Origin of the sequence: Enterobacter sp. KB-221C9, assembly GCF_041320715.1 — a bacterium.
Lineage (GTDB): Bacteria > Pseudomonadota > Gammaproteobacteria > Enterobacterales > Enterobacteriaceae > Enterobacter > Enterobacter asburiae_D.
This window is the reverse complement of the sequence record NZ_JBGIWG010000002.1, coordinates 53127-77274: the sequence shown is the minus strand read 5'-3', so window position 1 is coordinate 77274 and position 24148 is coordinate 53127. Positions and strand designations below refer to the sequence as shown.

The following is a 24148-nucleotide window of genomic DNA, read 5'->3' as shown; positions in this document are numbered from 1 at the left end:
GGTGGATGATGCGTGATTTACATAAAGGCGTCTGGCAAATGAGCCTGGCGATGTTAATTTCCGGCTCTATTGGTGCGTTTGTTTTACTCAGCGGTCTGCCGGTGACGGAAGTGGTGTTCTGGCGCTGTCTTATCGGGGCTATAGCGCTTTTTATTTTTATCCGGGTAAGTCAAAAGCCCTTTAGTCCCCTCACCCGCACCACGCTGCTGCTGGCCATTCTCGGCGGCGTGGCATTAGTGGTGAACTGGCTGCTGCTCTTCGCAGCCTATGAACGGATCTCTATTGGTCTTTCTACCGTGGTCTATAACACCCAGCCGTTTATGCTGGTCCTGATGGGAATGTTTTTAGGTGAACGCGTCAGCGTGGCGAAATGGGGCTGGCTGTTCCTCGCCTTTGGCGGCGTGGTGATATTGCTCTCCAGCGAGCTGACCGGCGCGCATGGCAGTGAATGGCTCGCCGGAATCGGTCTGGCGATGGCCGCGGCTTTCTTCTACGCGGTCACGGCCATTATTGCCCGCAAACTCAGATCCGTTGCGCCGCAGCATATTGCCTTTATCCAGGTGCTGACGGGCGTCGTGATGCTTTTACCGTTTGCCAGCATGCCATCATTTTCAGGTGATTTTCCCTGGCCGATCCTGCTGACGCTGGGCATCGTCCATACAGGCATTATGTACCAGCTGCTCTACAGCGCAATTCAGAAGCTGCCTACGCCGATAACCGGTTCCCTGTCGTTTATCTATCCGGTGGTGGCGATCGTTGTCGATAATCTGGTATTCGGACACTCGCTGAACCTGACGCAGCTGGCGGGCGGTGCGCTGATCCTGTTTGCTGCAGCGGGCAACAACCTGGGCTGGGGCGAAAAAAAACCCCGCGAGTGCGGGGTTGGTATCAAAACGGTGAATTAGCGGCGGGCGCGCACAATCTGATATTTGCGCGTCAGGTACTCCACCGGCGCGCTCCAGATATGCACCAGGCGAGAGAACGGGAACAGCACAAACAGCGTCATGCCCAGCACCAGGTGAACGCGGAAGATAAACGCCACGCCGTCCAGGTGCGCGGACGCTCCGCCGTGGAAGGTCACCACGGACTGCGCCCAGCCGACCAGCTTCATCATTTCGCTTCCGTCCATATGCTGCGCCGAGAACGGAATGGTCAGCAGGCCCAGCGCGCACTGCACCATCAGCAGGGAGAGGATCAGAATGTCCGCTGCGGTCGTGGTCGCACGCACGCGCGGGCTGAACAGACGACGCTTCAGCAGCAGCAGGCCGCCCACCAGGGTCATCACGCCGCAGGCACCGCCGGCGATCATCGCCATCTTCTGCTTCACCTCAATCGGCAGCCACGCTTCGTACATCCAGTGCGGCGTCAGCATTCCCAGGAAGTGTCCGGCAAAAATCCCCAGAATACCAATGTGGAACAGGTTAGAGCCCACATGCATCCCTTTACGATCCAGCATCTGGCTGGAGGCAGCACGCCAGGTGTACTGGCCGTAGTCGTAACGCAGCCAGCTTCCCACCAGGAACACGGTGCCCGCGATATACGGGTAAATGTCAAAGAAGAACATATTCAGGAAGTGCATTAGTGCCGTCCTCCGTTAGAGATATTCAAATATTGCGGGGCAACCGCGCCGGCAAAACGACGCTGGTGAGCGGAGATTTCAGACTCGCCGCAGTTCTGGTCAGCAAAGAATTTCACCTGCTCTTCTTCCCAGACCGCATCCAGCGCCTGTGGCGTATCATCGCGGGCTTCATCCGCAATTTTCTCCGCCACTTTTTCACTGTCGACCGCGGCGTTGGCCAGCTTCACCAGCAGATCGAACAGTACCGCATAGCGGCTCTCGCGCTGCTGAAGCCGCGCGCCGAGCAGCGCCAGGATCGGCGCGATGTCCTGCAGACCGCCTAACGCCTCTTCTTTCGGCAGCTGCGCCAGGTACTCCAGGTACAGCGGCAGATGATCCGGCAGCTCGCGGCTGTCGAGCAGCAGGCCGTGCTGTTCGTACTGGGCCATCAGGTCTACCATCGCCTGACCGCGGTCACGGGATTCACCGTGCACGTGTTCAAACAGCAGCAGAGACGTTGCACGGCCTCGATCAAACAGCTGGCTGTAGTCCGACTGGGCATCCAGAAGGTCGCGCGCGAGCAGATCGCGGAGGAAGACGCCCATCTTCTGGGCATCCTCTTTATCCAGGTTTTCAGATGACGCGAGTGCATCAAAAAGTTCCTGCTGATGCTGCGCAAGCGCAGCATCCGGGTACTCGAGCAGACGCGAAACAATGACGAGTTCAATCATTGGTGCGGCTCCGTTTTGCTGGTCACATCCATGGCGTCGATGCGGCGGCTGTTGAACAGGTTGAATTTGCTGTCTGACCCGTGGCAGCCGTCGCCAAAGGTAAAGCCACAGCCATTTTTTTCCGGGAAGGCTTCGCGGGCCAGTTCACGGTGGCTGCTCGGCACCACGAAACGGTCTTCGTAGTTGGCAATCGCCAGATAGCGGTACATTTCCTGCGCCTGGGCTTCGGTCAGACCGACCTCTTCCAGCGCGCGGGTATCGGTAACACCGTCTACGGTTTCCGCACGCTTGAAGTGACGCATCGCCAGCATACGCTTCAGCGCGAGCAGTACCGGCTGGGTATCCCCTGCGGTCAGCAGGTTCGCCAGGTACTGAACCGGAATACGCAAGCTTTCCACGTCCGGCAGAATGCCGTTGCTGCCCAGCTCGCCCGCGTCAGCCGCAGACTGAATCGGCGACAGCGGCGGCACGTACCAGACCATCGGCAGGGTGCGGTATTCCGGATGCAGCGGCAGGGCCAGCTTCCAGTCCATCGCCATTTTGTACACCGGAGACTGCTGCGCCGCGTCGATGACGCTCTGCGGCACGCCGTCTTTCAGCGCCTGCTCAATCACCTTCGGATCGTTTGGATCGAGGAAGACGTCCAGCTGACGCTGATACAGATCTTTCTCGTGCTCGGTGCTGGCTGCGTTTTCAATCGCGTCCGCGTCATACAACAGCACGCCGAGGTAGCGGATACGGCCTACGCAGCTTTCGGAGCAGACGGTCGGCATACCGGCTTCAATACGCGGGTAGCAAAAGATGCACTTCTCAGACTTGCCGCTCTTCCAGTTGAAGTAGATTTTTTTGTACGGGCAGCCGGTGATACACATACGCCAGCCGCGGCACTTGTCCTGGTCGATCAGCACGATGCCGTCTTCTTCACGCTTGTAGATGGCGCCGCTCGGGCAGGTCGCCACGCACGCCGGGTTGAGGCAGTGCTCGCACAGGCGCGGCAGATACATCATGAAGGTGTTTTCGAACTGGCCGTACATCGCCTTCTGCATGTTCTCGAAGTTCTGGTCTTTGGCGCGTTTCTCAAACTCGCCGCCCAGAATCTCTTCCCAGTTTGGACCGCTGGTAATTTTGTCCATGCGCTGACCGGTGATCAGCGAGCGAGGACGGGCGATCGGCTGGTGTTTGCTTTCCGGCGCGTTGTGCAGGTTCTGATAGTCGTAGTCAAACGGCTCGTAGTAATCGTCAATGCCCGGCAGGTGCGGGTTAGCAAAGATTTTACCCAGCAGCATCGCACGGTTACCCATGCGCGGCTGCAGCTTGCCGTTGATTTTACGGATCCAGCCGCCCTTCCACTTCTCCTGGTTTTCCCAGTCTGTCGGGAAGCCGGTGCCCGGCTTGCTTTCCACGTTGTTGAACCAGGCGTACTCCATACCTTCACGGCTGGTCCAGACGTTTTTACAGGTGACCGAGCAGGTATGACAGCCGATGCATTTATCCAGATTCAGCACCATGCCGACTTGTGAACGAATTTTCATTTTACGCTCTCCTGTACCTGGTCATTACCTTCGCCGTCTAACCAGTTAATGTTCTTCATCTTACGTACCACCACGAACTCATCGCGGTTCGATCCTACGGTGCCGTAGTAGTTAAAGCCGTAGGCCAGCTGCGCATAGCCACCGATCATGTGGGTCGGCTTCGGCGTAATACGGGTCACGGAGTTGTGGATCCCGCCGCGCTGCTCGGTAATTTCTGACCCCGGCAGGTTAACGATACGTTCCTGCGCGTGGTACATCATGGTCATCCCGGCCGGTACGCGCTGGCTCACCACCGCACGCGCCGTCAGGGCACCGTTGCTGTTGAACACTTCGATCCAGTCGTTATCTTCAATACCCAGATCTTTGGCGTCCGCTTCGCTCATCCAGACAATCGGACCGCCGCGCGACAGGGTCAGCATCAGCAGGTTGTCGCTGTAGGTGGAGTGAATACCCCACTTCTGGTGCGGCGTCAGGAAGTTCAGCGCCTTCTCAGGGTTACCGTTCGATTTCGCCCCCATCACGGACTTCACGGAGCGGGTGTCGATTGGCGGACGGTAGACCAGCAGGCTTTCACCAAAGTCGCGCATCCACTGGTGATCCTGATACAGCGACTGGCGGCCGGACAGGGTGCGCCATGGGATCAGCTCGTGAACGTTGGTGTAGCCGGCGTTATAAGACACGTGCTCATCTTCCAGGCCTGACCAGGTCGGGCTGGAGATAATCTTACGCGGCTGCGCCTGAATATCGCGGAAGCGGATTTTCTCTTCCTCTTTATTCTTCGCCAGGTGCGTGTGGTCGCGACCGGTGAACTCGCTCAGTGCCGCCCAGGCCTTCACGGCAACGTGGCCGTTGGTTTCCGGGGCCAGGGTCAGGATCATTTCAGCCGCATCAATCGCCGTGTTCAGCATGGGCTGGCCTTTCGCCGGGCCGTCCGCTTTGGTGTAGTTAAGCTTGCGCAGCAGATCCATTTCGCTCTGGGTGTTCCAGGCGATCCCTTTACCGCCGTTACCGATTTTTTCCATCAGCGGGCCGATAGAGGTAAAGCGTTCGTAGGTTGCCGGGTAGTCGCGTTCAACCGGAATAATGTGCGGCGCGGTCACGCCCGGGATCAGGTCGCATTCGCCTTTTTTCCAGTCCTTCACGTCCAGCGGCTGCGCCAGTTCGGCGGCGGAGTCGTGCTGGATTGGCAGCGTCACCACGTCGGTCTCTTTGCCCAGGTGCCCTACGCAGACTTCAGAGAATTTCTTCGCGATGTCTTTGTAGATATCCCAGTCGCTTTTCGATTCCCACGCCGGGTCAACGGCCGCAGACAGCGGATGAATAAACGGATGCATATCCGAGGTATTCATGTCGTCTTTTTCGTACCAGGTCGCGGTTGGCAGCACGATGTCGGAGTACAGGCAGGTGCTGGACAGACGGAAGTCGAGCGTTACCACCAGATCCAGCTTGCCGTCGAGACCGTTATCTTTCCACTCCACCTCTTCCGGCTTCACGCCGCCCTGCTTGCCGAGATCTTTCCCCTGGATACCGTTTTCGGTACCGAGCAGGTATTTCAGCATGTACTCGTGGCCTTTACCGGACGAGCCCAGCAGGTTGGAGCGCCAGATGAACAGGTTACGCGGGTGGTTTTTACCGTTCTCCGGCTGTTCAGCCGCGAAGCGGATTGAGCCATCCTTCAGGGATTTCACGGTGTAATCCACCGGTGACATGCCCGCTTGCTTCGCCGCTTCCGCAATGCGCAGCGGGTTAGTGCCCAGCTGCGGCGCCGACGGCAGCCATCCCATGCGCTCTGCGCGCACGTTGAAGTCAATCAGGTGGCCGCTGTAGCGGGATTTATCCGCCATCGGCGACAGCAGCTCCTGCGCGGTGACCGTTTCGTAGCGCCACTGGCTGGAGTGGTTATAGAAGTAGGAAGTGCTGTTCATGTGGCGTGCCGGACGCTGCCAGTCGAGGGCAAACGCCAGCGGCTGCCAGCCGGTCTGCGGACGCAGTTTTTCCTGGCCCACGTAGTGTGCCCAGCCGCCGCCGCTCTGACCAACGCAGCCGCAGAAGATCAGCATGTTGATCAGACCGCGATAGTTCATATCGAGGTGATACCAGTGGTTCAGACCCGCACCGACGATGATCATCGAACGACCGTGCGTTTTGTCCGCGTTTTCTGCGAACTCACGTGCGATACGGGTAATGTGCGCGCGAGGCACGCCGGTAATCTGCTCCGCCCAGGCCGGGGTGTAGGCTTTCACGTCGTCATAGCCGGTTGCGCAGTTTTCATCGCCCAGACCGCGTTCCAGACCATAGTTCGCCATGGTCAGGTCATAAACGGTGGTGACCAGTGCGGTAGAACCGTCGGCCAGCTGCAGGCGTTTAACCGGCAGTTTGTGCATCAGAACGTTTTTCAGTTCAACCTTGTTGAAATGCTCTGAACCTTCGCCACCAAAATAGGGGAACCCGACTTCAGCGATCTCGTCCTGGCTGCCCAGCATGCTCAGGCGCAGCTCCGTCTCTTCGCCGGTGGTGCCGTTGCGTTGCTCAAGGTTCCACTTGCCCTTCTCGCCCCAGCGGAAGCCGATAGAGCCGTTTGGCACCACCAGCTCGCCGTTGCTGTTATACGCAACGGTTTTCCACTCAGGGTTATTTTCCTGACCCAGCGAATCCACCAGATCGGCAGCGCGCAGCGTGCGGCCCGCGGCATAGTAACCCTCACGCTCTTCCAGCATGACCAGCATCGGCATGTCGGTGTAGCGGCGAACGTAGTCGGTGAAGTACTGGCTTGGCTTATCAAGATGGAATTCACGCAGCATGACGTGGCCCATCGCCATCGCCATTGCGGCATCGGTACCCTGTTTCGGTGCCAGCCACAGATCGCATAGCTTGGCGATTTCCGCGTAGTCGGGGGTCACCGCTACGGTTTTGGTGCCTTTGTAACGGACTTCGGTAAAGAAGTGCGCGTCCGGCGTACGCGTCTGAGGAACGTTAGAGCCCCAGGCGATGATATAGCTGGAGTTGTACCAGTCCGCGGATTCCGGCACGTCGGTCTGCTCGCCCCAGGTCTGCGGAGACGCAGGCGGCAAATCGCAGTACCAGTCGTAGAAGCTCAGGCAGGTACCGCCGATAAGTGACAGATAGCGAGCTCCGGAGGCGTAAGAGACCATCGACATCGCCGGGATTGGCGAGAAGCCCGCCACGCGGTCAGGACCGTAGGTTTTGACGGTGTAGACGTTGGAGGCGGCAATCAGCTCGTTCACTTCTTTCCATGAGGAGCGAACGAAACCACCGCGACCACGAGCCTGCTTGAAGCTTTTTGCTTTGTCAGCGTCTTCGATGATGGACGCCCACGCATCCACCGGATCGCTGTGCTGCACTTTCGCTTCACGCCACATCTTCATCAGGCGCTTGCGCATCAGAGGGTATTTCAGACGGTTAGCGCTGTAGAGATACCAGGAGTAGCTGGCGCCACGCGGGCAGCCGCGCGGTTCGTGGTTTGGCATATCCGGGCGGGTGCGCGGATAGTCGGTCTGCTGCATTTCCCAGGTCACCAGACCGTTTTTAACGAAAATCTTCCAGCTACATGAGCCAGTACAGTTCACGCCGTGGGTCGAACGGACGACTTTGTCATGCTGCCAGCGCTGACGGTAACCGTCTTCCCAGTCCCGGTTGGTATCCAGAACCTGGCCGTGCCCATCGGCAAAAGTTTCACCCTTCTGTTTGAAGTAGCGAAACCGGTCCAAAAATTTGCTCATCGGGTATCTCCTGTGTGGAGCCTGTGGCTCTCTAAATCGACATTGCTGATTTGCAGCGAAGGTAACGCCCTGAAAGAGGGGGAGAATTGATAACGATCAAGACGAGGAGGGACTTTCAGGCGAGGGGTTATGCCGAATACCACCAAAGCGGTATCTTATGAAATTTCATATATATATGAAATATATGACCATTTTTATTTTATCGTACAAAAAACCGGTCAATATTTAACATCTCAGGTATTAAGGGGTAGAGCGACCTGTAAATCGATGGCGATCGCAGCGTTTCCCGCAGGCTTCCTCTGTAAACCCACCAGTATGTTGTAACTATTTCCAGCGCAAAAAAAACGCGACCCGAAGGCCGCGTAAACGGATAATCACACTTACTTATTTTTCTTGGTATTACGGCCATATACCAGCCACGTAATCACAACGCAGGCGATATAGAAGACGAGGAAGACCTTCATGGCACCGGCCGGAGAGCCGGTCAGGTCCAGAGAGATACCGAACGCTTTCGGGATAAAGAAGCCGCCAATCGCGCCGATGGCAGAGATAAAGCCCAGCGCCGCAGCCGTATCCGTCGCCGCTTCGCGCATCGCCTGCTCTTCGCTCCCGCCCTGCGCCTTCACGCGATCCATCGTCAGCTTACGGAAGATCACGGAGATCATCTGGAAGGTAGACGCACTCCCCAGCCCGGCCGTCAGGAACAGCACCATAAACACGCCGAAGAAGGCGATGAAGTTACCGCCCTGTCCGTCGACGGGCAGCGTGAGGAACAGCAGCGCGCAGAAGACCGCCATCACGACGAAGTTAACCAGCGTCACGCGGGTGCCGCCGAGGCGGTCAGACACCATGCCGCCCAGCGAACGCGCCAGGGCACCAATAAACGGCCCGAAGAAGGCAAAGTGCAGGATCTGAATCTCCGGGAACTGCGTTTTCGACAGCATCGCGAAGCCCGCCGAGAAGCCGATAAACGAGCCGAAGGTGGCCAGATACAGCAGCGCCATTACCCAGAGGTGTCCACGCTTCAGCACCGGCAGCTGTTCGCTCAGCGACGCCTTCGACGCGGACAGGTCATTCATAAAGAACCAGGCTGCGAGGGTGAAGACCACCAGGAAAGGTACCCAGATCCAGGCTGCGTTTTGCAGATAGAGGGAAGAACCATCCGCCTGCTCAACGCCACCGCCGCCAAAGGCCGCAAAAATGGAGACCGAGATCGCCAGCGGAGCAATCAGCTGCATTACGCTGACGCCCATATTCCCCAGACCGCCGTTAATCCCCAACGCGCCGCCCTGCTTCGCTTTCGGGAAGAAGAAGCTGATGTTTGCCATGCTGGAGGCGAAGTTCGCACCCGCAAAACCGCACAGCAGGGAGATAATCACGAATACGCTGAACGGCGTAGAGGTATCCTGCACCGCGAAGCCGAGCCACACGCAAGGGACGATCATGATGCCCGTACTGAACGCCGTCCAGCGACGACCGCCAAACACCGGCACCATAAACGCGTAAGGCACACGCAGCAGCGCGCCTGAAAGCGACGGCAGCGCGGTCAGCATAAACAGCTGATCGGTCGTAAACGTAAACCCAACTTTTGGCAGATTGACCGCCACCGCGCTAAACAACATCCATACGCAAAACGCTAATAACAAACACGGCACCGAAATCCATAGATTCCGGCTTGCTACACGATGGCCGCGCTGTTGCCAGAACGCCGGATCCTCTGGACGCCAGTCTGTAATAACGGCACCATTTTCCCTTTCGGGAGCGGATGAGTGACTCATAGACACCTCTGATTCTCGAATGATGCTGCAAACATTAGGGTTTTAGGGCGGCGGTAAGTTGATATAAATCAAAGGAAAAGTGGGAGGATTTGCGGCGCAAAATAAGGCCTTACCCTTAGTGAGTAGGCTAATTCGGTAAAAAAGACGTGGTTTTTCACGGCACTGACGGTTCCTGGCTACCCCCACCTCCTTCCCCCTACTCCGCTGGCAATTTAGGGGTAATCCTTTATTGGTATGGGTATACTCCAGGGTATGCACCAGAATAGCGCCATTCCTGCAGGCAGGCCACGTCAGGAGCACGCCACCTCTATGTTAAAAAGATGTTTATCTCCGCTGACGCTCGTGAATCAGCTAGCCCTAATTGTTTTGCTGTCCACCGCCATCGGCGTGACCGGCATGGCGATCTCCGGCTGGCTGGTACAGGGAGTACAGGGTAATGCGCATGCCATCAACGAGGCAGGCTCGCTACGCATGCAGAGTTATCGCCTGCTGGCATCGGTTCCCCTGACGCAGGGCGATAGGCCCCTGATTGATGAAATGGAGCGCACGGTCTTCAGCCCCGAACTGGAAAACGCCGCCATCCGCGCCGGCCAGCAGTCCCAGCTTAACGCCCTTCAGGGCTACTGGCACACCCAGCTGGAGCCTGGGCTGAAACAGGCGCGCAGCACAGAAACCGTTGCGCAGGACGTGGCGGGGTTTGTCTCACGCATTGATGCGCTGGTCTCCTCTTTTGACCAAACCACCGAATTACGCATCGACCGGGTGGTGATGGTGCACCGCGCGATGGCGCTGTTTATGGGGCTGCTGCTGATCTTCACCATCCTCTGGCTCCGCGCGCGGCTGCTGAACCCGTGGAAACAGCTGCTGGCAATGGCCCGCGCGGTTACCGCACGCGATTTTACCCAGCGCACGCACATCAGCGGGCGCAACGAGATGGCCATGCTCGGCCAGGCACTCAATACCATGTCGGCAGAGCTCTCCGAGAGCTACGCGGTGCTGGAACAGCGCGTTCAGGAAAAAACGGCCGGGCTGGAGCAGAAAAACGAGATCCTCTCCTTCCTGTGGCAGGCCAACCGTCGGCTGCACATGCAGGTGCCCCTTTGTGAACGCCTCTCGCCGGTGCTGAACGGCCTGCAAAATCTGACCCTGCTCCACGACCTTGAGCTGCGCGTCTACGATGTGGAAGACGAAGAAAACCATCAGGAATTTACCTGCCAGTCCGATATGTCCTGCGATGACAAAGGCTGCCATCTTTGCCCTCGCGGCCTGCCGCCGCTCACCTCCAGCGGCACCACCCTGAAGTGGCGGCTGACGGACAGCCACACCCAGTACGGTATTCTGCTGGCAACCCTGCCGGCGGGGCGTCACCTGAGCCACGACCAGCAGCAGCTGGTCGATACGCTGGTCGAACAGCTCACGGCCACGCTGGCGCTCGACAGGCATCAGGAAAAGCAGCAGCAGCTGATCGTCATGGAAGAGCGCGCGACCATCGCCCGCGAGCTCCACGACTCTATCGCCCAGTCGCTCTCCTGTATGAAAATGCAGGTGAGCTGCCTGCAGATGCAGGATGCGGAGATGCCGGAAAGCAATAAGCAGCTGCTCAGCCAGATCCGCAACGAGCTGAACACCTCCTGGATACAGCTTCGCGAGCTGCTGACCACCTTCCGTCTGCAGCTGACCGAGCCGGGCCTGCGCCCGGCGCTGGAGTCCAGCTGTCACGAATTTAGCGCCCGGCTGGGGTTCCCGGTGAAGCTGGACTACCAGCTGCCGCCGCGGTTTGTTCCCTCCCACCAGGCCATACATTTACTGCAGATCGCCCGTGAAGCGCTGAGCAACGTGCTCAAGCACTCCGGCGCGACGGCGGTAACGGTCACCGTCAGCCAGCACAACAATCAGGTGAAGCTCACGGTTCATGACAACGGCCGCGGCGTGCCGGAAAATGCCGAACGCACTAACCACTATGGTTTAATTATTATGCGAGACCGCGCCCAAAGCCTGCGCGGTGATTGCCAGGTTCGTCGGAGAGAGACGGGCGGCACGGAAGTTGTCGTCACCTTTATTCCCGAGAAACCGCTTACAACTGCTCAAGGAGAAACCCATGACTAATCAGGAACCGGCATCCATCCTGTTGATCGACGACCATCCGATGCTGCGTACTGGCGTGAAACAGCTGGTCAGCATGGCACCCGATATCACCGTGGTTGGCGAAGCCAGCAACGGTGAACAGGGCATTGAGCTTGCCGAATCCCTCGATCCCGATCTGATCCTGCTCGATCTGAATATGCCCGGCATGAACGGTCTGGAAACCCTCGACAAGCTGCGGGAAAAATCGCTTTCCGGGCGCATCGTCGTCTTTAGCGTGTCAAACCATGAAGAGGATGTGGTCACGGCGCTGAAGCGCGGAGCGGATGGTTATCTGCTGAAGGATATGGAGCCGGAAGACTTGCTTAAGGCGCTGCAGCAGGCCGCGGCGGGCGAGATGGTGCTCAGCGAAGCCTTAACGCCGGTCCTGGCCGCCAGCCTGCGCGCCAATCGCGCCACCTCTGACCGTGACGTCAGCCAGTTAACCCCGCGCGAGCGCGATATTCTCAAACTCATTGCTCAGGGACTGCCGAACAAAATGATCGCCCGCCGCCTGGACATCACCGAAAGCACGGTCAAAGTGCACGTGAAGCATATGCTGAAGAAAATGAAGTTAAAATCCCGCGTTGAGGCCGCGGTGTGGGTGCATCAGGAACGCATTTTTTAAGGATTACTCCTCCGGCAGAAGCTTCCAGCGCGGGTCGTTGTCCGGCAATGCGACCAGCGGCTGCACGACGGTCAGCGCGATCTCATTAGACGAGACGCGCTGGCCCTTCTCATCTTCCACTACCGCCGACAGGTGCCAGCGGTTTGTCGCCCCCTCACGCTCATCCCAGGCAGGCATAATCACGCTCCAGCCGTCGCTGCTGTTGCTTTTAGCCGGCGACGTCAGGCTCAATGCCTGCGTATCCCCCTGCCAGTGGATCTGGCGAATACCGTTCGCGCTGCGAACCTGAAGCTTCAGCATAACGGTCTCGCCCCCTTTCAGATCCCACGGCGGCGTTGCCAGCCACACGGACAGCGTTTTACGCTGGCGAAACTCCATCACCGGCAGGCTATTGCGCTCCGGCGAGTCATAGCGGCTTCCGCGCAGGGAGCGCGTGGCGGCAACTTCACCGGCGGAAAGCTGCTTAGCCAGCGGTACGCCAAAGCGATAGTTGAGCTTCAGTCCGAGGTTATTCTGGCTCTCGCCGCTTTCGCCCTGCTTATGCGCGGCGGTCAAGGTGACCAGCGGAACGGGGGTATAGTTAAGCCCCAGATTCACCGCTACCGGATTGTGATAGCCGGTTCCGCTGTTGAAGAGGTCAACGTTATCGCCAAAGTATTGCTCGAAGCTGACGCTGGTATTGAGGTGATGGAACCACGGCAGCCAGGCTTTAGCGGTGACGTCATATCCGCGCGCCATGCGCTGCTCCTGGACGTCGGAGCGCTCGCGCCAGCCGGCAAAGGGCTGATAATAGTTGGCTGACAGGCGTAGATTTTCTCCCCACGCTTCCGCGCCCAGCCCGGCACGCTGCAGGTTTTCCTCCAGAAGGTTATCGTAAAAGGTGTTGTAACCCAGCAGCCATTTCCCGGCGACCCAGCGCTGACCGATTCCAGCGTTACTGACCAGGCCATCCGTCTGCTGGGTCAGGCCAAGCTGGCTCCAGCTCAGATAACGGTTGTTATCGTTCCAGGGGATAAACCAGCTCCCGCTGCTGCCGTTAAATTTGCCATCGTTATCTACCAGTAAGTTCACGCTGGCGTTCCCCCAGGGCGAAAGCCAGGATTCAATCTGCTGGTTCACTTCGCCGCTCACCGCGTCGCGCACCTGACCAAACGCAAACTGACGCGCCTGCTCGCCCGTTGTCAGGCCGTTGTCGGTCATGCTGGCTTCACCGAAGGCTTTCGCCATTTCGGCCAGATGCTTCTCCCCCTCGCCCGTTGGTGCCGCCATGCCGAGGTCAGGCAAACTATCCCCATTGTTATCGAAGGGATTCTGTGCTTGATGCAAAAAGGAATTCGGCGCACCGTGAACGGCTCCGGCCGCAAGAAGGGGGAGTAATAACAGCAAACGAATGCAGGACGATACAGCCATCAACGTCGGGATTTGCGCCTGAGTTTTGTTAAAGACCCTCTTACCTTAACGTCATTGGGAAAGAATTGCAGCCTTACGGGACATTTCAGGAATATCCTGAGGTTTATTGTCGGCTGCAAGCAGCGTAAACTCGGTAAACCCTATATTATTCGTGCCTTTATAAGAACAGGAGTCAACATGCAAAAGATTGTGATCGTCGCCAACGGTGCGGCCTACGGCAGCGAATCCCTTTTTAACAGCCTGCGCCTGGCCATTGCGCTGCGTGAAAAAGAGAGCGACCTGGCGTTACGGCTCTTTTTAATGTCGGATGCGGTCACCGCCGGGCTGAAAGGTCAAAAACCGGCAGAGGGCTATAACATTCAGCAGATGCTGGAGATCCTGACCGCGCAAAACGTGCCGGTGAAGCTGTGCAAGACCTGCACCGACGGTCGCGGCATTACCGGCCTGCCGCTGATTGATGGCGTAGAAATTGGTACGCTGGTTGAGCTGGCCGAGTGGACGCTGTCCGCAGATAAAGTATTAACTTTTTAATAATAAACTCGTAAAAATATTATTTTCTTATGGACGCGGTTTCAGCATCAAGTTTACCTGCGGGGTTGCCGATAGGCATGGAAACAACACAGCAGGTATTTCACTTATGTTCAGATCGATTCGTGCACGCATCATCGCTGCGACGGCAGGCTGTCTGGTCGTCGCCCTTCTCCTCAATACCGTTATTAACTTCCAGGTCACACGTCAGGATAACCAGCAGTCCCAGCGCGATATTCTGACCAGCACCAGCGCCAGCCATAACATGGCGATTGCCGACTGGGTAAAAAGCAAGATGACGGTGATTGCCTCCGCGCAGACCGTTGCGCTGAGCGACGATCCGGTTCCGGTGTTTAAACAGCTTGCGCAGGCGGGTGGATTCACCAACGTCTATGTTGGCTACGCCAGCAAAACGGCGAAATTCTCTGAACCGGCGGGCGTTCCGGCGGATTATGACCCGACCATTCGCCCGTGGTATCAGCAGGTGGTCAGCACGGACGCTCCGGTTGTCACCGCACCCTACGTTGACGCGGGGACCGGTAAGCTGGTGGTAACGTTTGCCGTGCCGGTGAAAGAAAATGGCACCCTGAAAGCGGTGGTGGCGGGCGATGTCGCCATGGACAGCGTGGTGGCTAACGTGCGCGGGATCCATCCAACCCCGGCCAGCAGCGGGTTGCTTCTGAACAGTGACGGCAGCGTGATTGCCGCTAACGATCCGGCCCTGACGCTCAAACCGTTTGCTGAGACGATCAAAGGCATTGATTTTGCTGCGCTGAAAAGCGGTACGCCGGTTGACGGAACGCTGAACGACGCTGAAAAAACCTTCGTGGCGACAGCCGTACCGGGCACTAACTGGCTGTTAGTCGTCGCGCTCGACAACGGTGACGCCACCTCCGGCATGCGTTCCCTGCTTAAAGCATCGGCGATTTCGCTGGTGATCCTGGCACTCCTGAGCGCGGCCATTGTTCACTTCCTGATTGCCCGCCTGCTGAAGCGTCTGTCCGACATTCGCGACGCGATGCACAACATTGCCAACGGGACTAACGATCTGTCCCAGCGCCTGCCGGACAGCGGCGAGGACGAGGTCGCGCAGATTGCCCAGGCCTTTAATGCCTTCAGTGATAAGCTGTCGGTGGTGATGGTACAGCTCCGGGATGCCAGTGAATCGGTGAAAAACGCGGCGCAGGAGATTGCCGCAGGTAACCAGGATCTTTCCGGACGCACCGAGCAGGCGGCATCCAGTCTGCGCGAGACGGCCAGCGCCGTGGAGCAGATCACCGCCTCCGTGACCCAGTCGAATGAATCGGCAGCAGAAGCCAACGATCAGGCGAGCAAAGCCTCAGCGGCCGCGGCGCGCGGCGGCGAGGTGGTATCGCAGGCGATCAGCACCATGCAGTCCATTGAAGTCGCGTCGGCAAAAATTGGCGATATCACCAGCGTGATTGACGGCATTGCTTTCCAGACCAACATTCTGGCGCTGAACGCCTCCGTCGAGGCGGCGCGTGCCGGTGAGCAGGGACGCGGGTTTGCCGTCGTGGCAGGCGAAGTGCGTAACCTGGCGAGCCGCAGCGCTCAGGCGGCGAAAGAGATCAAATCGCTGATTGATTCCACCACCAACAGCGTGGCAACCGGCTCCCGCTACGTGCATCTGGCAGGGGAAAGCATGGATGAGATCCGCTCCAGCATCGGCAGCGTCTCAGGCATCATGCGCGAAATTTCCATCGCCACCAGCGAGCAGATGAAAGGCATTCACGAGATCAACCACGCGGTGACCCATCTCGACCGCATGGTGCAGCAGAACGCCGAGCTGGTGGTGGAATCCGCCGCCGCCGCGGGTGCACTGCAGAGCCAGGCGGGCGACCTTGCTGAAACAGCCGGCCATTTCCGCATTTAATTTTATTCCGGCGCGGGTTTACCGGGTAAAACCCGCGCCAGCTGAATGCTTTCAGGCATTTTGTCATTTTTGTTTAAACGTTATGCCATTTTTTGATCAAAATCATCATCCCTCGCCCCTCGCTTTGGTGTTATGCAATGAGTAATTTGTGAACAATATCACGCTCGGGATGGGCAAAATCGACGGGGTAAAAAATGGCACTGGTAAAAACAAGTTTGAAACTGTTTGGCGGGGATACGGTAGTGGTGCGTTGCTCAGAGCGCTGTCGTATTCATCTGATGAGTGCGAAAGCACAAAAACAATCCCAGGCGGATATTCTGACCGTGCAGGATGATAAAGCGTGGCTTACCGTGCCGTATACCGGCACGTGGGATGTGCTGATCGACAGCCACAGTCAGTCGCTGGAGCATTCCGTCAGCTACGTGGCCGCATAAAGACAAACGCCCGGCAAGCCGGGCGTATTATCAGGCAAAACCCGGTCGCAGCGCGCCGTTGAGCGGGTTCCCTTCCAGCAGCGCCTTCACCTTCACCACCAGCTCATTCAGACAGTCGTCCTTCATGCCGAGGCGGGTTAGCTCCTGATCGAGGGAGAAGAGATACTGCGCGTTGGTGCCCAGCGGCCCGCTCGCGGCGGCGATCAACGGGGCAATCACCTGCGTACGGGTGTCCGCTTCATACAGCGGATGGCGCGGATCCATAATAAACACCAGCGCATTGACGGTGCGTCCGTCGTCCAGTTCCAGCTTGCACCAGCTCGGCATATAGCAGCCGGTGATCATTTCACGCTTCCAGAGTAGCGTGAGCTCCTGTTCCAGCGTGGCATCCGGAAGGCGATACGCCACGCCCGTGGTGCGCCCGCCCTCTTTCAGTGCAAGCATGCGCCCCGGCTGGCACGCGCTGCCGCGTCCGGCCGTCAGGCGCAGGCAAAATGCGCGATGCCAGCCAGGCAGCGTTCCCGTTGCCGATTCGACAAATTCCAGAGCCGGGTTCCACATCAGGGAACCGTAGCCAAAAATCCATACCGGGCCATCATCCGGGCGGCAGGCAAGCGTGGCAGCGAGTGACGCCGCACGTTGTTCAGCTGACCAGAGAAGCGATTCCTCAATAGCACCAAATGCCGTCTTACAATCTGCCTTCATTAAGAAATCACGCGTTAACACTTTACACCTCCGCCACTGCATGCTTCCTTGCGACATCTGTAGTTCGCCTTCCCGGCATTATGTGCTGGTCATTTTGCCAGCAGTTAAATAACGATAAGCAATTAGCGGACCAGTTGCAATACAACGGAAGTTCAACCGCCTGAAAAGTCAAAATGAAGGCAGCGAATTATTTCATGGCTATTTCTTTTTATGCCATTTATCGTCGTCTCCTTTCTCATATTCATGTTTTACGGCGGCCCAGGCGACTTTGTGGGCCGTCTCTTCACGGCTGGCATCATCCCGGCGATCGTCCTTATCTTTGTATTGATCCCAGGCGCTGTTAAACGCCTCTTTGTAGATATCCTGCGCGTGGGCGGGCAGCACGTTTTGTACGTTATCGGGTAATTCGCGTTTCGTTTTATAAGGCATCACTGACCTCTCTTTTGGCTAAAGAGATAAGTGTGGACGACGATATGGCATGGTGCCACTCCGCGATAATTTATGAATATATGCGTTTTATAATTCATTGTTATTTAATGAATATATAATAAAGACAGCGAATTATGGACACCAAACAAAGAAATTACGACAAAGGGTAAAATTAAGTAAAAAATAAAGGGTATTTAACAGAGATCTGTTAGTTTAATGACCTCAAAATTCTATCTATAATTACAAGCACCTGCATTGATGGAGAAGCACATGACAGCAACACAAGAGGCGGTAAAGACCCGCCACAAGGAGACGTCACTCATTTTCCCGGTTCTGGCACTGGCTGTGCTGCTCTTCTGGGGAAGCAGTCAGTCACTGCCAGTGGTGGTTGGTATCAATATTCTTGCTCTGGTCGGCATCTTAACCAGCGCGTTTAGCGTCGTTCGCCATGCGGACGTCCTGGCCCACCGTCTGGGCGAGCCGTACGGATCGTTAATTCTCAGCCTTTCCGTCGTTATTCTCGAAGTCAGCCTGATTTCCGCGCTTATGGCGACGGGCGATGCCGCGCCGACGCTGATGCGCGACACGCTCTACTCGATCATTATGATTGTAACGGGCGGCCTGGTGGGCTTCTCTCTGCTGCTGGGCGGCCGTAAGTTCGCGACCCAGTATATGAACCTGTTCGGCATCAAACAGTATCTGATTGCCCTCTTCCCGCTGGCCATTATCGTACTGGTCTTCCCGATGGCGCTGCCGGGTGCGAACTTCACCACCGGTCAGGCGCTGCTGGTTGCACTGATTTCCGCCGCCATGTACGGCGTGTTCCTGCTGATACAAACCAAAACGCACCAGAGCCTGTTTGTGTACGAGCATGAGGATGACGGCGACGATGATGACCCGCACCACGGCAAACCGTCGGCCCACAGCAGCGCGTGGCATACGGTTTGGCTGATCGTGCATCTGATTGCGGTGATTGCGGTCACCAAGATGAATGCCAACCCGCTGGAAACGCTGTTAACCGAGCTGAACGCACCGGTAGCGTTTACCGGCTTCCTGGTAGCCCTGCTGATTCTGTCCCCTGAAGGGCTGGGTGCGCTGAAAGCGGTGTTGAATAATCAGGTGCAGCGCGCAATGAACCTGTTTTTCGGCTCCGTACTGGCGACGATTTCACTCACCGTACCGGTGGTGACGCTGATTGCCTTTATGACGGGCAACGAGCTGCAGTTTGCGCTGGGCGCGCCGGAGATGATTGTGATGGTCGCCTCGTTGCTGCTGTGCCAGATTTCGTTCTCAACCGGACGCACCAACGTGCTGAACGGCGCGGCGCATATGGCGTTGTTTATTGCGTACTTGATGACGATTTTTGCGTAGCCTTTACGGGTTTTGTAGGTCGGGTAAGCGCAGCGCCACCCGGCAATATGCCCCATAAAAAAACCCGCCGAAGCGGGTTTTTTTATCAGTTGCTGGTATCCAGCTCGTCGAAGCTCTTCACCAGATCGTCAATCGCTTTGATCTGTTTCAGGAACGGCTCCAGCTTATCCAGCGGCAGCGCAGATGGGCCGTCGCATTTCGCATTTGCCGGATCCGGGTGCGCTTCAATAAACAGACCTGCCAGGCCGGTCGCCATACCGGCACGCGCCAGCTCGGTAACCTGGGCACGACGGCCACCGGACGCGGCGCCGAACGGGTCGCGGCACTGCAGGGCGTGGGTCACGTCGAAAATCACCGGAGACTGGCCGGAGACATTTTTCATCACGCTGAAGCCCAGCATGTCGACAACCAGGTTGTCGTAACCGAAGTTTGCGCCACGGTCACACAGGATCACCTTGTCGTTGCCACCTTCGATAAACTTATCGACGATGTTACCCATCTGACCCGGGCTCACGAACTGTGGTTTCTTCACGTTGATAACAGCACCGGTTTTCGCCATCGCCGCAACCAGGTCGGTCTGGCGAGCCAGGAACGCCGGAAGCTGGATCACGTCCACCACGTCTGCCACCGGCTGCGCCTGTGAGGCTTCATGCACGTCGGTGATCACTTTCACGCCAAAGGTCTGCTTCAGCTCCTGGAAAATTTTCATTCCCTCTTCCAGGCCTGGGCCACGGTAAGAGTTGATGGAGGAGCGGTTGGCTTTGTCAAAAGAGGCCTTAAACACGTACGGGATGCCCAGCTTCTGGGTCACGGTCACGTAGTGTTCGCAGATACGCATGGCGAGGTCGCGGGATTCCAGCACGTTCATGCCGCCAAACAGTACGAACGGCAGGTCGTTTGCTACCTTGATATCACCAATGCTAACCACTTTTTGTTTCATAGGATCGCCTTATTCAGGTGTGAATCGGAATTAAGATTTAATGCAGTGTAATTTGTTTGTGCGAGATCGCGTTGATCTGCGCACGAATCATTTCGCTAATGGGGTCTTCCGGACACTGCTCGACGAAATAGTTCAAATCATTCAGCGCCACGTGCTCACAGTCGAGCTGCGCATAGATCAGCCCGCGATCGCGAATTTCGTACGGGTCTTCCGGGTTGAACTGCAGCAGCACTTCACTGGCGCGCAGCGCCAGCTCCATCTGACGCTCTTCCATTAACGCGGACTTCAGCGTATCCAGCAGCTTGCGAATGACCTCTGCGTTATCCGCCTCGTCGAGATCTTCGTTAAAGAGCTCAGCCACCGGGCTGATATTGCCTTTCAGCCACACGTCCAGCGTATGTTCATCCAGCGTGTCGCCGTTGAAGGGATTAATGAGCCACATTTCGCCGTCCAGCCACTCTGCACGCAGGATCATCTGCGTCGGGAAAATGACCGGGACCAGCGGAATATCCAGACGGTGCGCGACCCACAGCAAAATAGAGCCCAGCGCCACGGCGCTGCCCTGACGATTTTTTAAGACCTGGTCCAGCCATAACGCGTCAGACAGACGATATACGCCCCGCGTGTCGCAGAAACCCCATTCGCCGTAGAAAAGCTCCAGCAGCTTCTCTAATTGCCAGTCTTGCGGGCGAGCCTGATTAATCTCTTCACGCGCCAGGCTGACCAGATTCTCCAGCTCATCGTAGACAAACTGCGACGTAAAATCGTCGCGAATCATCTCAGAAATCAGGATCATGCCATCGCAAAGCGGCACTTTATTAAATTCGAAATCGGCTAAGGACCTCATGACTTACCCCAGTAACGCCTGAGCGTACAATGACGCTCAGGCGCGATAAAACTCAAAACGATGTAGATGATAACGCCAAACTGCCTTTCAGTCAGCCTTACGCCTTTATCAGTAAATGGCAGATACCCGGAACTCAAGACCACTGCCCCAGCGTCAGGCGTTCGTTGCCGCCGTAGTCGCGGCAGGTTTCGACTGCGGCGTAACCAGCTTGCGTAAACAGTGCCCGCACGGCTTCTCCCTGCGTCCAGCCATGCTCCACGAGCAGCCAGCCGCCGGGAAGTAAATGTTCCCGTGACGTTGTCACAATGTGATCAAGATCGGCTAATCCCGCGTTGGCGGCCACGAGCGCCGTCAGCGGTTCGAAGCGAACATCTCCCTGCGCAAGGTGCGGATCATGTTCGTCGATGTAAGGAGGATTGCTGACAATCATCGCAAATAAGCGATTCTCCAGCGCGGCAAACCAGCTGCTTTGCAGCACCGTCACGTTGCGGACCCCGAGGCGTTCCACGTTACGCTGCGCCAGCGCCACCGCGTCGGGCATTACATCCACCGCCGTCACCGCGCAGTCGGGCCGCTCGGTGGCAAGCGCCAGCGCGATAGCACCAGTCCCCGTCCCGAGGTCGAGAACGCTGCAGGCCGCCGCCGGCAAACGCGCAAGCGCCTGCTCAACCAGACACTCGGTGTCCGGACGCGGGATCAGCGTCGCCGCCGAGACGTACAGCGGTAACGACCAGAACTCGCGCTCACCGACAAGGTGCGCCACCGGCTCGCCGGTTTTACGACGGGCAAGCAGCGCGGCGAGCTGCGCTTCCTGCTCCGCGGTCAGTTCGGTTTCGCCAAAAGCCAGCAGATACGTGCGGGCTTTACCCGTCACATGCTCAAGCAAAATTTCGGCATCGCGTTTCGGGCTTTCGCTTTCGGAAAGCTCTCCGGCCGCCTCACGTAACCAGCGCTGAAAATCCATTAGTCCTGCTCGGACAGTGCCGCCAGCTGGTCGGCCTGGTATTCCTGCACGATAGGCTCAATCAGCATATCCAGCTTCCCTTCCATCACCTCGTCCAGACGGTAGAGCGTCAGGTTGATGCGGTGGTCGGTTACGCGGCCCTGCGGGAAGTTATAGGTGCGGTTACGGTCGCTGCGATCGCCGCTGCCCAGCAGGTTACGACGCGTAGACGCTTCCGCCTGCTGGCGTTTCGCCATTTCGGCTGCGTGGATACGCGCGCCCAGCACGGACAGCGCTTTGGCTTTGTTTTTGTGCTGTGAGCGCTCGTCCTGGCATTCGACGACGATGCCGGTTGGCAGGTGGGTAATACGGATGGCGGAGTCGGTGGTGTTGACGTGCTGACCGCCCGCGCCAGAGGAGCGGAAAGTATCAATACGCAGGTCCGCCGGATTGATGTCCGGCAGCTCTGCTTCCGGCAGCTCCGGCATCACCGCTACCGTACAGGCTGAGGTGTGAATGCGTCCCTGAGATTCGGTGGCCGGTACGCGCTGCACGCGGTGACCGCCCGATTCAAACTTGAGACGACCGTACACGCCGTCGCCGCTGATCTTGGCGATAACCTCTTTGTAGCCACCATGCTCGCCTTCGTTGGCGCTCATGATCTCCACGCGCCAGCGACGCGATTCGGCGTAGCGGCTGTACATGCGGAACAGATCCCCGGCAAACAGCGCCGCTTCATCACCGCCGGTACCGGCGCGCACTTCCACAAACGCGTTACGCTCATCGTCCGGATCTTTCGGCAGCAGAAGCACCTGGAGCTGCTGCTCCATCTCTTCAGAACGCGCTTTCGCATCCTGCAACTCTTCCTGCGCCATTTCGCGCATTTCAGGATCGTCGAGCATCATCTGCGCGGTTTCAATATCTTCCTGAACCTGTCGCCAGTCGGTAAAGCATTTAGAAACATCACTTAACTGCGCGTATTCACGTGAGAGCGCGCGAAAACGTTCCTGGTCCGCAATGGTCCCGGCATCGCCGAGCAGCGCCTGTACTTCTTCATGGCGCTCGTGCAGAGCTTCCAGTTTAGCGACGATAGAAGGCTTCATAGGCGTAAGTGCACCTTGTCTTAGAAAATGGGTATAGGGCGCTATTCCAGCCCGAGGCTGTTGCGCAGAATAGTCAGGCGTTCATCATCCCCGTCACGGGCGGCCTGCTGAAGAGATTTGGTTGGTGCATGGATCAGGCGGTTGGTCAGTTTCCACGCCAGGTCCTGCATAATCGCATTTGCGTCACCGCCCTGTTCAAGGGCTGCTAACGCTTTGGCAGTCAGGTCATCACGCACCTGCTCCGCCTGCCCGCGGTACTCGCGGATGGTCTCGCTGACGCTTTGCGCGCGCAGCCAGGCCATAAACTCACTGGTTTCCTGCTCAACAATGGTTTCCGCCTGAACCGCCGCCGCTTTACGCTGGGCAAGGTTGTGCGAAATGATGCTTTGCAGGTCATCCACGCTGTAGAGGTAGGCGTTAGGCAGCTTGCCCACTTCCGGCTCAACATCGCGCGGGACGGCGATATCCACCAGCAGCATCGGCTGATTGCGACGGGACTTCAGCGCACGCTCCACCATCCCTTTTCCGATAATCGGCAGCGGGCTGGCGGTAGAGCTGATAATAATATCCGCCTCTTTCAGGCGTTCATCGATGTCGCTCAGGGCAACCACCTCTGCACCCACTTCATCCGCCAGCACCTGCGCGCGTTCGCGGGTACGGTTAGCGATAATCATCTTTTTCACTTTATGCTCGCGCAGATGGCGCGCCACAAGTTCGATGGTTTCGCCCGCACCCACCAGCATTACGGTGACGGTAGACAGGGATTCAAAGATTTGGCGTGCAAGGGTGCAGGCCGCGAAAGCAACGGAAACCGCACTGGCACCAATGTCGGTTTCGGTTCGCACACGCTTCGCCACGGAGAACGACTTCTGGAACATGCGCTCCAGCTCGCTGGCCTTCAGATGCCCTTTTTGTGAGTCCGCAAACGCTTTTTTCACCTGACCCAGGATCTGCGGCTCGCCCAGCACCAGCGAATCCAGCCCGCTGGCGACGCGCATCAGATGGCTGACCGCATCGTTGTCCTGATGCCAGTACAGGCTGTTGCGCAGCTCGTCTTCGTTGAGATTGTGGTAGTCGCATAGCCAGCGGATCAGCGCTTCATGCAGGTTATCCTGCTCTTCCACGCTTAAATACAGCTCGGTACGGTTGCACGTCGAGAGCACCACGCCACCCTGCACCATCGGCTGTGCAAGCAGGCTGTCCAGCGCCAGGTCAAGCGTATCCGGCGAAAACGTCACGCGTTCTCGCAGCGAAACCGGGGCCGTTTTGTGGTTGATGCCGAGTGCTAATAGGGTCATGTTGAGCGGGAGTAGTACCAGCGTTAATAAGGTTAGCAGAACGCATCATACAGGATGCGCGAGATCAATAAAAGGGACTGCCCCCTTTCGGAGTAATAGCTTATACCCGTCATACTTCAAGCTGCATGCGCGTTGGCTGCGCTCGTTCACCCCAATCA

General features: G+C 57.5%; 20 protein-coding genes and 1 pseudogene. 7 read left to right on the top strand and 14 right to left on the bottom strand.

Annotation, left to right across the window (positions count from 1 at the left end):
• Window positions 1-8: 8 nt before the first annotated feature.
• On the top strand, window positions 9-905 hold the full coding sequence (locus AB8846_RS02430; RefSeq protein WP_370732125.1) for a DMT family transporter: 897 nt from the start codon (window positions 9-11) through the stop codon (window positions 903-905).
• Here AB8846_RS02430 and narI read toward each other — a convergent pair.
• From narI to AB8846_RS02405, 5 genes are all read right to left on the bottom strand, one after another.
• Window positions 902-1579 carry a respiratory nitrate reductase subunit gamma gene (narI, locus tag AB8846_RS02425; protein ID WP_023312107.1) on the bottom strand — a complete coding sequence of 226 codons (678 nt, stop codon included), beginning with the start codon at window positions 1577-1579 and terminating at the stop codon, window positions 902-904. The two genes, AB8846_RS02430 and narI, sit on opposite strands and share 4 nt — an antisense overlap.
• Window positions 1579-2289, bottom strand: a complete 711-nt coding sequence (gene narJ, locus AB8846_RS02420; protein ID WP_370731938.1) for a nitrate reductase molybdenum cofactor assembly chaperone — start codon at window positions 2287-2289, stop codon at window positions 1579-1581. The genes narI and narJ overlap by 1 nt, the downstream gene beginning before the upstream one ends.
• Window positions 2286-3821 carry a nitrate reductase subunit beta gene (narH, locus tag AB8846_RS02415; protein WP_023312109.1) on the bottom strand — a complete coding sequence of 512 codons (1536 nt, stop codon included), beginning with the start codon at window positions 3819-3821 and terminating at the stop codon, window positions 2286-2288. The genes narJ and narH overlap by 4 nt, the downstream gene beginning before the upstream one ends.
• Window positions 3818-7561, bottom strand: a complete 3744-nt coding sequence (locus tag AB8846_RS02410) for a nitrate reductase subunit alpha (RefSeq protein ID WP_370731937.1) — start codon at window positions 7559-7561, stop codon at window positions 3818-3820. The genes narH and AB8846_RS02410 overlap by 4 nt, the downstream gene beginning before the upstream one ends.
• Window positions 7562-7941: 380 nt before the next feature.
• Window positions 7942-9339: a NarK family nitrate/nitrite MFS transporter gene (locus AB8846_RS02405; protein ID WP_033145765.1), complete on the bottom strand. Its 1398-nt coding sequence runs from the start codon at window positions 9337-9339 to the stop codon at window positions 7942-7944.
• Between the two features lie 309 nt (window positions 9340-9648).
• Here AB8846_RS02405 and narX point away from each other — a divergent pair, with 309 nt between their 5' ends.
• Window positions 9649-11445 (top strand): nitrate/nitrite two-component system sensor histidine kinase NarX, encoded by a 1797-nt coding sequence (gene narX / locus AB8846_RS02400; protein ID WP_370731936.1) that lies wholly within the window; start codon window positions 9649-9651, stop codon window positions 11443-11445.
• Complete coding sequence (narL, locus tag AB8846_RS02395; RefSeq protein WP_008499531.1) at window positions 11438-12088, top strand: two-component system response regulator NarL; 651 nt, start codon at window positions 11438-11440, stop codon at window positions 12086-12088. The genes narX and narL overlap by 8 nt, the downstream gene beginning before the upstream one ends.
• A 3-nt stretch (window positions 12089-12091) precedes the next feature.
• Here narL and AB8846_RS02390 read toward each other — a convergent pair whose 3' ends face one another.
• Window positions 12092-13498, bottom strand: coding sequence for a YchO/YchP family invasin (locus tag AB8846_RS02390; RefSeq protein ID WP_370731935.1), 1407 nt, complete (start codon window positions 13496-13498; stop codon window positions 12092-12094).
• A gap of 177 nt (window positions 13499-13675) precedes the next feature.
• On the opposite strand from AB8846_RS02390, the gene AB8846_RS02385 reads away from it, so the two are divergent.
• The 3 genes from AB8846_RS02385 (at window position 13676) to AB8846_RS02375 (ending at window position 16354) form a co-directional block, all read left to right on the top strand.
• Complete coding sequence (locus AB8846_RS02385) at window positions 13676-14029, top strand: DsrE/DsrF/TusD sulfur relay family protein (protein WP_008499522.1); 354 nt, start codon at window positions 13676-13678, stop codon at window positions 14027-14029.
• A 106-nt stretch (window positions 14030-14135) separates the two neighbouring features.
• Complete coding sequence (locus AB8846_RS02380; protein WP_370731934.1) at window positions 14136-15920, top strand: methyl-accepting chemotaxis protein; 1785 nt, start codon at window positions 14136-14138, stop codon at window positions 15918-15920.
• Between the two features lie 194 nt (window positions 15921-16114).
• Window positions 16115-16354, top strand: a complete 240-nt coding sequence (locus tag AB8846_RS02375) for a DUF1883 domain-containing protein (RefSeq protein ID WP_013096243.1) — start codon at window positions 16115-16117, stop codon at window positions 16352-16354.
• A gap of 30 nt (window positions 16355-16384) precedes the next feature.
• Here AB8846_RS02375 and AB8846_RS02370 read toward each other — a convergent pair whose 3' ends face one another.
• The gene (locus tag AB8846_RS02370) at window positions 16385-17080 is read right to left on the bottom strand and encodes a gamma-glutamylcyclotransferase (protein ID WP_331412107.1); all 696 of its coding nucleotides are present in this window, start codon (window positions 17078-17080) and stop codon (window positions 16385-16387) included.
• Window positions 17081-17257: 177 nt separating this feature from the next.
• The gene (gene chaB / locus AB8846_RS02365; RefSeq protein WP_008499518.1) at window positions 17258-17488 is read right to left on the bottom strand and encodes a putative cation transport regulator ChaB; all 231 of its coding nucleotides are present in this window, start codon (window positions 17486-17488) and stop codon (window positions 17258-17260) included.
• 270 nt (window positions 17489-17758) lie between these two features.
• Here chaB and chaA point away from each other — a divergent pair, with 270 nt between their 5' ends.
• The gene (chaA, locus tag AB8846_RS02360) at window positions 17759-18859 is read left to right on the top strand and encodes a sodium-potassium/proton antiporter ChaA (protein ID WP_063143884.1); all 1101 of its coding nucleotides are present in this window, start codon (window positions 17759-17761) and stop codon (window positions 18857-18859) included.
• A gap of 85 nt (window positions 18860-18944) precedes the next feature.
• Here chaA and kdsA read toward each other — a convergent pair whose 3' ends face one another.
• The 6 genes and pseudogenes from kdsA to hemA all read right to left on the bottom strand — a co-directional run bounded on the left by kdsA (window position 18945) and on the right by hemA (window position 23990).
• A complete protein-coding gene (gene kdsA / locus AB8846_RS02355; protein ID WP_029741601.1) occupies window positions 18945-19799 on the bottom strand; it encodes a 3-deoxy-8-phosphooctulonate synthase in 855 nt (284 codons plus the stop codon).
• Between the two features lie 37 nt (window positions 19800-19836).
• Window positions 19837-20646, bottom strand: a complete 810-nt coding sequence (gene sirB1 / locus AB8846_RS02350; RefSeq protein ID WP_023312124.1) for an invasion regulator SirB1 — start codon at window positions 20644-20646, stop codon at window positions 19837-19839.
• Between the two features lie 41 nt (window positions 20647-20687).
• Window positions 20688-20771: pseudogene (locus tag AB8846_RS02345) on the bottom strand (siroheme synthase); the annotation flags it as partial.
• A gap of 8 nt (window positions 20772-20779) precedes the next feature.
• The gene (gene prmC / locus AB8846_RS02340) at window positions 20780-21610 is read right to left on the bottom strand and encodes a peptide chain release factor N(5)-glutamine methyltransferase (protein WP_331412106.1); all 831 of its coding nucleotides are present in this window, start codon (window positions 21608-21610) and stop codon (window positions 20780-20782) included.
• Window positions 21610-22692: a peptide chain release factor 1 gene (gene prfA, locus AB8846_RS02335; RefSeq protein ID WP_023335998.1), complete on the bottom strand. Its 1083-nt coding sequence runs from the start codon at window positions 22690-22692 to the stop codon at window positions 21610-21612. The genes prmC and prfA overlap by 1 nt, the downstream gene beginning before the upstream one ends.
• Window positions 22693-22733: 41 nt before the next feature.
• Window positions 22734-23990 (bottom strand): glutamyl-tRNA reductase, encoded by a 1257-nt coding sequence (gene hemA / locus AB8846_RS02330; protein ID WP_023335999.1) that lies wholly within the window; start codon window positions 23988-23990, stop codon window positions 22734-22736.
• Window positions 23991-24148: the final 158 nt, after the last annotated feature.